Source organism: Proteus hauseri, assembly GCF_004116975.1.
Taxonomy (GTDB): Bacteria; Pseudomonadota; Gammaproteobacteria; order Enterobacterales; family Enterobacteriaceae; genus Proteus; species Proteus hauseri.
In genome coordinates, this window is record NZ_CP026364.1 from 581,119 (window position 1) to 593,399 (window position 12,281).

General features: G+C 40.4%; 17 protein-coding genes. All 17 read right to left on the reverse strand.

Annotated elements, in window-relative coordinates:
* Positions 1 to 693, reverse strand: coding sequence for a phage baseplate protein (locus PH4a_RS02710; RefSeq protein WP_129037579.1), 693 nt, complete (start codon positions 691 to 693; stop codon positions 1 to 3).
* Positions 674 to 1,564, reverse strand: a complete 891-nt coding sequence (locus PH4a_RS02715) for a baseplate hub protein (RefSeq protein ID WP_129037581.1) — start codon at positions 1,562 to 1,564, stop codon at positions 674 to 676. Before PH4a_RS02715 ends, PH4a_RS02710 begins: the two co-directional genes overlap by 20 nt.
* Positions 1,551 to 1,826 carry a phage baseplate plug family protein gene (locus tag PH4a_RS02720; RefSeq protein WP_129037583.1) on the reverse strand — a complete coding sequence of 92 codons (276 nt, stop codon included), beginning with the start codon at positions 1,824 to 1,826 and terminating at the stop codon, positions 1,551 to 1,553. Before PH4a_RS02720 ends, PH4a_RS02715 begins: the two co-directional genes overlap by 14 nt.
* Positions 1,827 to 2,519, reverse strand: a complete 693-nt coding sequence (locus PH4a_RS02725; RefSeq protein WP_129037585.1) for a phage baseplate protein — start codon at positions 2,517 to 2,519, stop codon at positions 1,827 to 1,829.
* Positions 2,520 to 2,615: 96 nt separating this feature from the next.
* Positions 2,616 to 3,098 (reverse strand): type II toxin-antitoxin system death-on-curing family toxin, encoded by a 483-nt coding sequence (locus tag PH4a_RS02730; protein WP_129041773.1) that lies wholly within the window; start codon positions 3,096 to 3,098, stop codon positions 2,616 to 2,618.
* 556 nt (positions 3,099 to 3,654) lie between these two features.
* Positions 3,655 to 4,197, reverse strand: coding sequence for a hypothetical protein (locus tag PH4a_RS02740; protein WP_129037589.1), 543 nt, complete (start codon positions 4,195 to 4,197; stop codon positions 3,655 to 3,657).
* Positions 4,198 to 4,235: 38 nt separating this feature from the next.
* Positions 4,236 to 4,700 carry a hypothetical protein gene (locus tag PH4a_RS02745; RefSeq protein WP_129037591.1) on the reverse strand — a complete coding sequence of 155 codons (465 nt, stop codon included), beginning with the start codon at positions 4,698 to 4,700 and terminating at the stop codon, positions 4,236 to 4,238.
* Between the two features lie 77 nt (positions 4,701 to 4,777).
* Complete coding sequence (locus PH4a_RS02750; protein WP_129037593.1) at positions 4,778 to 5,206, reverse strand: hypothetical protein; 429 nt, start codon at positions 5,204 to 5,206, stop codon at positions 4,778 to 4,780.
* A gap of 62 nt (positions 5,207 to 5,268) precedes the next feature.
* Positions 5,269 to 7,665, reverse strand: a complete 2,397-nt coding sequence (locus PH4a_RS02755) for a hypothetical protein (protein WP_129037595.1) — start codon at positions 7,663 to 7,665, stop codon at positions 5,269 to 5,271.
* Between the two features lie 253 nt (positions 7,666 to 7,918).
* Complete coding sequence (locus PH4a_RS02760) at positions 7,919 to 8,329, reverse strand: hypothetical protein (protein ID WP_129037597.1); 411 nt, start codon at positions 8,327 to 8,329, stop codon at positions 7,919 to 7,921.
* Positions 8,329 to 8,775: a phage tail fiber protein gene (locus tag PH4a_RS02765; protein ID WP_129037599.1), complete on the reverse strand. Its 447-nt coding sequence runs from the start codon at positions 8,773 to 8,775 to the stop codon at positions 8,329 to 8,331. Before PH4a_RS02765 ends, PH4a_RS02760 begins: the two co-directional genes overlap by 1 nt.
* Positions 8,776 to 8,787: 12 nt before the next feature.
* Positions 8,788 to 10,245, reverse strand: coding sequence for a DUF3383 domain-containing protein (locus PH4a_RS02770; protein ID WP_129037601.1), 1,458 nt, complete (start codon positions 10,243 to 10,245; stop codon positions 8,788 to 8,790).
* Between the two features lie 11 nt (positions 10,246 to 10,256).
* Complete coding sequence (locus PH4a_RS02775; protein WP_129037603.1) at positions 10,257 to 10,742, reverse strand: phage neck terminator protein; 486 nt, start codon at positions 10,740 to 10,742, stop codon at positions 10,257 to 10,259.
* Positions 10,730 to 11,110, reverse strand: a complete 381-nt coding sequence (locus tag PH4a_RS02780) for a hypothetical protein (RefSeq protein ID WP_208730476.1) — start codon at positions 11,108 to 11,110, stop codon at positions 10,730 to 10,732. Before PH4a_RS02780 ends, PH4a_RS02775 begins: the two co-directional genes overlap by 13 nt.
* Positions 11,097 to 11,555 carry a hypothetical protein gene (locus PH4a_RS02785; RefSeq protein WP_129037605.1) on the reverse strand — a complete coding sequence of 153 codons (459 nt, stop codon included), beginning with the start codon at positions 11,553 to 11,555 and terminating at the stop codon, positions 11,097 to 11,099. Before PH4a_RS02785 ends, PH4a_RS02780 begins: the two co-directional genes overlap by 14 nt.
* Entirely contained in the window at positions 11,548 to 11,952 is a 405-nt protein-coding gene (locus tag PH4a_RS02790; RefSeq protein WP_129037607.1) for a DUF4054 domain-containing protein, read from the reverse strand. The genes PH4a_RS02785 and PH4a_RS02790 overlap by 8 nt, the downstream gene beginning before the upstream one ends.
* A gap of 2 nt (positions 11,953 to 11,954) precedes the next feature.
* On the reverse strand, positions 11,955 to 12,281 hold the full coding sequence (locus tag PH4a_RS18170; protein ID WP_208730477.1) for a hypothetical protein: 327 nt from the start codon (positions 12,279 to 12,281) through the stop codon (positions 11,955 to 11,957).

Here is a 12,281-nt window from a genome sequence, read left to right on the forward strand (position 1 = left end):
TTATACCTGCTGGTTTGGTTGGTTCGTATCAGAACCTTGACCGTTTTCTCTGTGAGTGTGACCGTTGTAAGTGGTTCGCATTGAGGCCATTGTTTGAGTGTTGCCCTGCGCAGTATTGTCAGTAATATGGCTTGCTGATTGTAATGTTGAGGTGGTTTCTACTGGAGCATCTAAAACAACCTTAGTTCCTTTCATTTTAATAACGCCAGTCGATACAACATCTATTCCACTTTCTAGGAAATGGATAAATTGGGCAGGCGCTCCATTAAGTATCCCCCCGATATACAAACTATCAGCCCAGTCATATCGACGCTTGCTATCTGGCGCAGCTTCATCCTTTGTGCGTTTAACTTTTGAGATATCACGAGAACAAACAAGGCAAATACCCAAATCACCTACTTTAGGGTCGATAATTACCGCGTTAGCACCGCCCTGATAACGAAAGTAAGGAACGTTATGGATAACTGCGTTTTTGTAAGTATTCCCCGCTCCGTCAACTTGAAGCACCAGAGGCATAATGTCTAATAATCCAACCTCATCAGTTCCGCTTGGTTTAATCGCCACAACCTTACAGACAGTGGTAGTAGCTACACGCCCAATCAATGAGTTAATAATCATCTCTTGAGTGCCAATACCGCCAGCCATATCTTTAGGGCCATAGAGTGAAGCTGTCTCATTTTTTGATTGCGACATTCTTACTATCCTCTAGGTTCTGTGCTGATATTTCCATATGCCACCTTGCCGACTCTTGCTCGGTTTCTAAAATGGAACGTGAGCCATAAATCAACCAATCGCCATTACAGCGCTCAATGGTGCTATTTTTGATTCTAGCAATACCACCAAAGCGAATTAAAGGGTCAAAGAAACACTTAAAATCGACACCAATCATTGTCGGAGTGGGATAGCCAATTAACCCAGTTTCAGGAGATATAACGGGGATTTTAATTTTCCTTGGTTGTCCTTTTGGCGTTATGGCCACAAGATTATTTTCAAGATAAAGGTCAAGATCAGCATCATCAGCCAACTTTCTGATTTTCTTCATGTCGGTATCACAAAGATAAACATCATTAAGCTTTGCATTCACATCGTTGCTTTCTAACGTATAGCCCACCCTTTCGCATATCTGCCCCATAATATTGACCACGTCCTGATAGCCTTTGTAACTTTCAGCATCAACAGGAGCCATACTTTCAAGCACTGCTGTTTGTGATTCAATAATCAGAGCAACATTAGGCGCATCACCAAAATCAGGGTAAGCAAATGTAATACCACCTTTAAATACAGGCACTAGCTCACTATCCTGATCCCCTGCCTCTATTACTATTGTGTCTCTTAGTCCGTTTAACGAATTGAATTTAATGCGCAGTAACTTATCCGCTGTCTCAATCGGTAAGCCGTAAATCTTCACTCTGGCACTAGGTGCAGGAGAGCCATTGCCATAGTTAATTTCAGCACTCGCCCTCAATCCAATAGCAGACAGGCTATTTTTATTCTCAGTAGAAAATGATTGATTCTCACCGGACAGCGTTAATGTTATGCGCAAAACTTTTCTATTGAATGCCATCGTTCCATACCAATTTATAACGTGAGCCTAACTCTGAATACACTGGATCTGTATTCCCCTCGATATCGACAAATATCAACCACTGGCAAATGTAAGTAAGGTTTCGACAAATGCGATTACATACCAGATATTCACCATCTCGTTTTACTGTGGCAAATAGGTTTTCAAGTCGGGTTTCTAACGTGAGTTCGTAAAGTGTGTTATTGATAGTGAATGAGGTTGATTGGTTTGGTGTGGGTGATAGTTTTATTTCAAATAGCATTTACCCTCCTGACACCTGTTGTTGTGCAAAATTAAAAACTTTCTTAATCGACTCTAGAGATTTTTCTGCTATATCCAGTATATTCTTTAACTCGGTTTTATTATCATCCCAGTCAAATATTCCCTGAGACTCCACCTTTTGAGTCTGATCTCCAGTATCTTTCACCTTTGAATCGCCTGGCTTAGTGACTTCTTCCTCTGCGTAGCTAACCGTTACCTCTCGAATTTCTTCAAGATGTACGTTTACTTTAATAAGTGTCGCCCCATCTTTAGCTTCTCTCGCTAAGTCATACCCGACGATATTTGCAAACTTGTAGACAAACTCAGGCGTGATAACGATAAATCGCAATGTGCTTTTAGATAGAATTTCAAGTTGAGCCAAGAAAGCACCACGCTCTAAAGCACCACCGCTACCTTTACTCATTTGTACGGTTGCTTTCCACGGATCGCTTATTTTGTTGTAGCTGGCAAATGTGCCTCTTTCAATAGGCGCATTTACAACACGGCTTTTGTTTTCATACTGGAGTGATATCACGTTATCAGCGAGTAATAACGGAACACCATATTCATTGAATATTCCCCAGTAGTTACCGAATAAGGAATTAATTAACGCAGCACCGCCTAGACTAATTCCTGCATCTAATCCAGCATTAGGTAATCCCTTCCAGTTTGGTATATCTGGCATTCCGAACATTGTTATCTCCAACGTGAAAAGCCTCAGTTAAGAGGCGTGGTGAAATTTGGGCAATAAAAAACCCACCTGAGTGGGTGGGTTTTCGATTGAGTAAGATTAGGTGTTTTTTAATTTAATCACACTACAGCATAGTTTGCCAAAATCAGGATTACATAATTCTGCTGCGTCATACTCCCTAGACCAATGACATAGCCAATCCTCAAGATCTTCACAACTATAATTTTTAGTGGCTAAACCAGATGCAATATCAACCATATCATCACCTGGCGCAGTAAGCTCATAGCCATTTATTAATAAAAAAACATAACCACACATCATAGCTGTTCTTTTATTAGCGTTAGCGAAAGGATGGTTTTGGATCAGGCTTTCAATAAGAACAGAGGATAATCTAAACATATCCTCTGTTTGTTCGTAATATCTTGTTAAGCTAGGTCTAGCTTGTGAAGATTCTAGGTTACTTTGGTTTAGAACTCGTATTGGCTCATCTGGCGTTTGCGCTTTAATAAGGGCCTCATTAATATAAATTATATCATCAACGGATAAATAATTTACGCCCTCAGCATTATAACCAAACCCCATAGACATCTATCACACCTTAGATAATTTATCCATAGCCGTCTCATAACGATCAAATCCAAGGTTGAAAGCATTTTTCACTTGATCTTTATGCGAGCAATTATATCCAACTACCGCTCTAGGAGACGCAATTTTACTTTTGTCACGAGGCGGTATATCTAAGCGACTAGCCTTTCTCAGTGCGTGACTCATATGAATATCCTCTTACCAGAATCTCTGGTATATATACAAAATAGACAATTTTGAGGTTATTGCAGTTACTCTGCATGTACAAAATTCCCCACACTGTTAGTGGGTACTGGATTATTTTTTGTGAACCTTTCGACCAGTGGCATATTTATAATAGAGTCATCTTGACGTCATTACAACCAAGATTTATCAATTAAAGCTTGTTTTTTACGGTTATAAGCGGTTATAGAGGGTTGTAAGGGTAATATCTTCCGCCAGTTACCTATCGATGCGGTCACTTGGCTATCTTCGGATTAATTGGGATTAGCGCTTTCAAAAAACAAACAAAGGGCACGGATGCCCTTGTTTAGTCTTTGTGGTTGAGGAGGATTTATTGGTAAAATCCATATCCAGGCTTACTCATCATGCTTTTAACTTTTTCATCACTAAAGCACTTTGCAACGACTGTTAGTTCAGTTGATAGATCCGTATGATAAGCCACCACTCCCTTTAGGTTTTTATTTTTATCAGTGTGATAAGTAAATCCAAATGTGTAAAAAGACTTAGTTATATTTTGTGGAGATGGTCTTTGTTCGTAGCTTGTAGAATTTTCTTCTGGTCTTTGTAGTTTAAGGTTTCCTCCCTTATACATTCTACCATTATCCAAAACTAAAACAGCAGTAGCCTTGTAATCATCCACTCTTTTAATGTCTAATGCTGCTAGCGGAGCTTTCCTTAATCTGACACTATTTATCAATAATGATCTATTGTAATTATCCACAACATCATAAATACAGAGATAATTACCATTTCTTACTACGTATGCTTCATAATCCACATCTTGCTTAACAGGCTTACTAAATTTAGGGCCTTCCCAAATAGCGCATGATGATAAAGAGAATGTGATAGCAATAATAAATAATTTTTTAACCATGATTATTCTCACTGATATTCATGTTAACTTTTTGAATGTTATTTTGTACTAACTGGGCTCTCTAAATTTCTTATTATTTTACAATCATATATAAGTATATTAGCCTTCACCGATCCTGAATCTATGTTAATTGCAGACACCAATCCTATATCTTCAATATACCCAACAACAAAACCACTTCCGTTATCATCTTCAGTGTAATAAGAAGTTGAGTCTTTCTTTTGCTTGTTTCTTTCCGCTACTGGGGGATTAAATGATATATCACCCGGTAGAGAGGCTATAAACAGAACGGTGTCATTCTCCATTTTTTCAATATACAACTCAGCACCAGATAATTTATTATCACCCTGATTTGCTTTTTCGAAATTGTTATAAAAACATTCATAATTACCATCGATAAGTAGATTATGACCATCATTTCCTTTACTTACCAATATCGAGTTATCGCCCCCCAATACAACACATGGCAATAACAGCAACCCAATGACTATTTTCTTTAACATTTCTCATCCTTAATAAATAACGTTTAAGCAATTGTGCCACTGGGTTGGTGCAATTTGAAGCAAGTAAATACGTTTTGCTATTCAAGATCTCTAGATAGATTGCAATTACCAATCAATAGTGAATTATTTGAATTTCCTATGGAAAGAAAAATACCATCAGACTTAACATTTGTAATTAAGTATGATAATCCATTCTCTTCACTACCAACATAAGATGCTATGTTTTTTGTTTTTATTACTTGAGGTAAATATGGTGATGATATAGATGATTCATCTGGCATATTTATAATAAAATTAATTCCATTGCCCACTCTTTCAATATAAAGAAAAATATCATCTGAACTCATTTCGCTTTCCTTGGCGTCATTTAACACCTTATACCCACACCTGTAATTTCCGTTCCGTATACTCATATTTCCTTCACCATCCTTAAAATCAGTAAAATTCCCTGCATAAGAATAGTTAATTGTAAAAAACAATATTAACATCATAAAAACTTTCAACATTTAAATCACTCCAGAGATAAAGATAATTATTTTGATATTATAATATTGCAACCTCCAGCAAATTAGATCATTGTTGGCATAATCTGTGATAGAGATTCCCTTGCTGCTACTCTGCCATCCTCAACAGTCCCCTTAATGGTATCTGCCGTGCTTGTAACATTGATACCACCATTCACAGTTACCTCGGTTTTATTATTTACCGTTTTAGGTTGACTATTTAACTTCTGGGTTTGGGATAAGAAGTTTTGAGCTTCAAGCCCTGTATTTGACACGATAGGCTTGCTAATTGCTTTATTGAAAGAGTTTAAGTTATTTACTAAATTAGCTGACGGATCTCCTTGCCCCTTAATGGCGGCCATAACTAATGATTTATCATAAGGCAATTGTTTCCCTATCTCCTCCTTACTCATTGCATTCATTAGTGCGTACATCACTTCTGGATCGTTAAGATTTATTATCTCAGTAGGTGACACCGATAGTTTTTCTGAAACTCTTTTTACATACCCTTTAGTATCATTATTATCAGCGCTTGGTGCCCAAGCCTTAACAATATCCTGTACTGTTTGTAGCTTCCTGTTCCCTACCGCCCTTGATTTACCATCAAAATACAGCATTAATTGCTTTACTGTTCTCTCCAGTCCTTCATAAGGAGTCTCAAACTTAGCAAACCTAGCGTTCTTTCCTTCTTCTAAAGTAGCGCCTTTCTGACCAACAAAGTTCATATTAAGAGGATTGTTATTTCTTTCTCCTCTAGTATTTCCTAATTTTGGTGTTGTTTCAGATTGATCTTTATCTGGTTTATTTGCGCTAATGACTCTTTTTAGAAACCCGCCTGCATCATTAACAAATGACTCTGTGGCACCACGAATTCCTTTTTTGTCAATCTCTTCCGTGGCATGACCAATAGCCTTTCCACCCGGTATCAACCAGTCTAACGAACTTAAAATAACGTTCGCATTTTCGGCATTACTTTTGTCTTTTGAAACGTGGGATAAAGCATCTGCCGTTTTAACTCCCGTCATCGTGACGTTTGCCATTTCAGGAGCAAGTGAGCCGAGATCTAAGTTATCAACAAAATCTTTAAACCATAATAGGCTGCCTGCAACTGCCGCGATAATTACTCCAGGCCACCCCAGAAGCCCAGCAAAAGCACTACCAATTGATAGTATTGTTTTACCAAATCCCGCTGCAAACTTACCAGTGAAGAATGCAAGCAATCCGCCCAGTGCAAGTTTCCATCCATCAACCTTACCATCCTGATCAGTAAACCACTTACCTATTGATGTATTCTTAAACCACTCAGATAAGCCATCCAACCAACCAAGAACCATCTCTATTGTTTCAGACCACTCAGTCCAGTCAAATACAGAATCCTTACCTTGTTTCCACCCTTGATAATCTCTGTATAACAACACCAATGCAGCAGCCAAGGCCAACACTAAGCCAGTGCCAGTTAACAGCGGTGCAAACATGGCAGCCATTGCGACTGCACCCTTTATTAGTGCAGGGATCAGAAACAAGGTGAGTACAACCGCCATCCCCTTAAACAGGTCTTTGGCTACATCTCTATTTTTATTGAGGTAATCAAGCCAGCCTGAGACTTTCTCAGAGAAGCGGAGGAAGTAAGGCATTAAGTAGTTCGCAATGAGTGTTTTTAAACCCTCCCACTGCTTGCTGACTAATGCATTTTGTTGGTTAAGTTGACGGCTGAGCTTTAACTCTTCTTCGCTGGAGATAACGATGTGCTTTTGAGTTTCTAGCATCTGTTGCATAGCCTGACGACCTTCAAGCAACAGATTTATTGTGCCGTCATCGAACCCCATATTTTTGGCGATGTTATATGCCTGAGGGCGTGACATTTTCGACAGACTGTCAGATACATCGAGCAGGATATCGTTAAGGTCTCTAATTTGACCGCCAGAGTTCACCACATCGACATTGAGCGCATTAAACCAAGGGAGAATAGAAGCATCACCTGTGGTTACTAAATTCCACAGGGATTGGCTCAAGCCTGATAAACTCGCTGCCATTCCATCAGCGCTACCGCCTGTCATCTCTGCCATGTTCTGCCACCGTTTAATGTCGGTTGCATTCATGCCTAAGTTTTTACTTAAGAAATAGAGTTGTTCATTGGTTTTGCTGGTTTCATCAATCAGTTTTTGTAAGCCAGTTGAAACAAATATGGTGGTGAATAAGCCAGATAAAGCCTTTACAACTCCGTTTATTGTTTTCTCTAAATCCTTATTTTTCTTTTTGGCTTTATCTGTTTCGTCGTTGGATTTCTTTGTTTGCTGTGTATAGATGTTGATATTAATACCCGCATCTTTTGACGCATCACCAACACCATTAACAGCATCAGATAATTGTTCGTTATCTTCAATTGCTTGTTTTACTGCTCGTCCGAACTCAGTGTTGTCTAATTTAAGTGAGACAATCAGTGATTCCACAACTGTAGCCATAGTGTTACCTCAAATTTCAGGCAATAAAAAAGCCACATTTGTGGCACTTACTCAGACTCACTGAGTTCTTTCATTAATTGCTTGTTGTACTCACTGACCTGATGTATCTCTATCAGATTCATGCAGTCCTCGAGACTATATACCGTCGATAGCTCATGCAGTGTGGCGTGACCAGATGTAATGACCTGAGACACCACACTAGACACATTAGCGGTTTCAGCGAGTACGCCATCCTTTAGCGGTAGACCAGCTTTTAGCTTTTCAAGTCTGACCCACCGCCTTGAGTTAAAAAATCAATATGGATGGCTAACACTTCTTTGCGGAGTGTGAACATCGTACTTAAATCTTTAATATCTGAGTCGATAATCAACGCTCGCGCATTACCGCTACTAGGAAGTACTTGGACGCACTCTAACAACTCATCAAGTAACGGAATACCAACATCAGGCTTAATGCCAGATAACGCCTTAATTGCCACCTGAGCCATTCCAAGCATACCCATGTTAGGGTTAATGCCTTCGATATCGATACCACCGTTAGCAATAGCAAATAAAGCACGCATTGCCCAGTTATCAGCTTTGGTGATTGGCATTTCAGTAATAACGAATGTTTTACCTTCATCACGACCTTTTTCGATGGTGATAGTTTTTGTTTTTAATGACATTATATTTCCTCTGCGCCTTCTGTAACCATGTTGAAATTGTAAGTTGTGCCATCAAGCATTTTTTTACCACTTGGCCCACCTTTCATAGTGGTTAAACCGCCTTTACCTGTGTAACGCTTAGCGATTGACGGCATTTCAATAATGATTTCAATCGGGCGGACTTCCATATTGCTGTTGAAGTCTTTACGGATAGTTTCCATTACTTCAATAGATGCGCTGTTAGCTTCCAAATACAGCGTCCACGGCGTTTCATGTGGCGTGTAACCAATGGACTGTTTACCATCCACACCCATGCGAGTTTCGCCGATATTTGCGTCACCGAACTCCCATGCGTTGTCAGCTTGGAAGCCTTGAATGCGCACCCAGTCATCATAAATACCTTTACAGCGGATCATCATGACTGAGTTTGCCGAGGTAATTGTTCTTTCGTTATGGCCCATACCCATAATTCATTACTCCTATTGAACGTTAATTGACGGTAAATTAACTTTCTGGACACTACCGCCGTCTGCGTACCAGAGTTTTAATGGCATGGATTTGCGTAATCCTCGGGTTTGCGCTGGGGTTTCACCAACACGAATACACCATCCTGCGGTTTTCAGTTGCGATACCGCATCAAAACCAGCTTCGTAGTTAATCTGCTTCTTCTGTTGTTCTGATAATTCAACGCCCGGCTGAATACCACCAAAGTTAAGCATTTGATTAGCAGGATCGGTTACTGCTGCGCGGTGCATAGCTCTTCCTGCATCATTGTAAGGAACACTCTTATTGCTCACTAACATAGTCATGAGTGCTAGTTGTAACTGGCTGTTGAAGTACACCTGATTAACGTAGCTATCCATGAATTTGAACTTGCCAGAGATTGAGCCTGGATAAACAAAGATGAATCGGTCATTGGCTGTGCCGTATGCACCATAGAAGTTAAATCCCAATTTAATTAACTCATCTGCCTTTGATTTCTCATCAACTGATGGCGCTAACCCTTCTTGGTAACGGAATGACAGGTTTGTGCGTCCGTTCAATTCATCAAAGTTAAGACAGGCAGGATAGCCACACACGAAAGCACCGTGAGTATAATCACCGTACATCAGCATTGTTCCGCCAACTTCTGCGCCAATAATCGCATCCGAGATGGTTTTTAAATCATCATCATTTGAGTGGTACAGTACGTGAATGTAGCGATCATTCTGCAATGAAACCCAGCGAGAGATTGTGAGTTTTTCGCTTAATGAGAAGTCACCCAGAGTCATTACCGAAACAAAGTTACGTGTTTCTTTGGTAATGCGAGGCATCAGCTCTTCAATAGAATCGGCATCGATACCGTCATTTTTCTGTGCACCAGATGATTCAGTAAGGCCCATAAATTCAGCTAAATCACCAACAGCAAATGAGATATTGCCTTTTGCTCCCTTTGTAGCGCCATAGATAACGAAAGTTTGCGATAGCGCGTCATAAGCGCACTGACCTTTTGCACCCAATGAAGCAGTAGCGGCTTGAGCTAAGGCAGAGTAGCTTGTTACTTCACCATCAATGGTCACGGAAATTTTCTCACCATCAATGGTTAAAGTTAAATCGCTTGGTAGTGGGCTGAAATCACTTTCAGTGCGAACAGGGACTTTAGAGCCAATGAGTTTTGCTGACTCCGCTTCGCCATTCATATAGGCAATATAGAGTGATTCAGGTCGAGAGGTTGAGTTAACAAACCCAGCGAAATAGATTTGAGTGGCTCGATATTCATCAGAGTCAATGCCGAACACTTCGCCAACTTCATCTTCAGATCCGAATGAACGAACACCTAGCATTGATTCTGCTTTTTTCTTTGTAATAAACAGCGCGTTAAGTGCTAGAGGGTTACCACCAGTGCCAACGACACCGGGCAATATCTGGACGATATCGCTTGCTGGAATAGAATTCATATTTTTACCTTTTAAACTTGAGTAGTAGTGATAGAGACGCGATTGACACCATCGGTGTGATAAGAGACTTCAGGGTTATATTGCAGGGTAACGTCTAGCATCATGCGGTTTTCGTATTGATTTGCTTCATTAACCAATACGTTTTTCTTTGGACTTCCGCTGTCTAAAGGTTTGCATTTCTTGAGTCGGTCGGTTGTGTATGATGACTTCCAGAGATTTGCTACAACTCTTGACCAGTTATTGGCCTCCTCACCGTAAAAATCAAACTGAAAGGTGGCCTCTACTGATCGCTGTGCTGTTACCTTTTCCGTTGGCGCTTCCCAATAATCTGCCGTGTAATCCAAATCTCTTTCGTACAGCATGTGCATGACAATACCGTCTTTGGGTACAGGTACATTATTTTCATAACCACGAACGACAGGGCAGCCAAATAAATCAGTTAAGTAAGTCCATAGCTCAAGAAAGAGATCATCTTCAGTAATGCTTATTGTCGCCATAAAAGCACCTTAACCCATGATGGGTATGATTCTATGACCTTGGTGACCAGCCATTCAGATGGTTCGGATTCACCGTATGCAACGAAACTAATCTTGTCAGCCCCTTTATCTTTTGCTCTGCGAATGGCTTCGATTTGCCCTCTCGCATAACAGTAGATGAATTCACCTTGCTGATTGATAACGCCTAAATGTTCAAGGTCTTGAGTGCTCAAGCTTTGCATTTGGACGCTTATTTCATACGAGGAGAATTTAGGAACCTGCTTACCTCCGGGGATAATTTCAAATCCCTCGTTGGCGATTAGGGTCGCAGGTAGGTTTTTATTAACGACTTGAATAGCTGAGTTGGCAATAGCTCTAACTTTGATCATCAATCACCTCGTAGTTAACATCACCAATCATTACCCGCGTATCTACCAGTGGTTTATTTGATGAGTTAGGCATAACCTTTCTAATTCTTCTTATTTTTAAAGTAGTTGGAGATAGAGGGGGATCAACCAGCTCAGAAATTGATGTTTGAATATCACCTTTCATTCTTGCGCCAATCACCTCAAGAACATCTCTGGAACTGACACCGGAAGCCAATCCTCTCGATATCCCTCTAACCCACTCCTCCTTGTTACTATTAATGGCATTTCTAAAGAATGGTCTGGGCGGCTGATTATTTTCAGGAACCCCATACTCGTTCTTATAAGCAACCTCAGCTACACTCGTACCATCAGGATAGGTAGTGCCATCAATAAACCCTGCCTTAACCTCCGTAGCATCCAGTCTCGCAGCTAAATCCGTTAGGTATTTTTCTAGCCCATTAGCCATAAATGCTCCCCGGATAGTAGCTAGCCATTCGATAAACTTTTGTGGCCTGCCAGTAATCCATTCCGTAAGGGCTAAGCGTGTACCATGCATTTCTAAACTCAATCGCACCAAGTTCAGAAGATACAGACACGCTTCCCTCACTTGCAGACGACACTCTACCAACCATTCCCGAGCCACCTTTTCCGTCCTTATCGCCGTATCTCATATATGCCAAATGAGCCATAAGCAAGTAGAGCAATCTCTCTCGCTTATCAGCCTGATAGACCAATGAGAATTCAGTGTTATCGAGGTAATCGGTGGCTTGGTCGAAAAGGAAAAGTAATAAATCGTCTGATATGTTGGAAAACTCTGGGAACATGGCGCGGAACGTAGTTTTATTCAGTTCCACGATTGCCATAATTAATCCTCTGTTAGTGGTTCCACCCCAGCAGATTTAGCACTGGCTTGCTCTAATCCTGTTTTCTGTTTGGCGCGCTCTTTTGAGGCATCTTCGGCAGATTTATAATCCGTCACAGCAAACACAATGCCATTAAGGAATATTTTCTGGTCTTTAAATGACTTCTCAAAGGCTTCCCAAGCATCAGCAGGAACATCACGAGTGATACCAAACCCATTCAGAACAGCGGATGAGTTGGCACCCAATAGCGTGATATCTTTGCCTTCATGCTTAAAGGTGATCCCGTTAGGTAATTTACAACCAATAACATAACTTGAAACTTTAGCCAC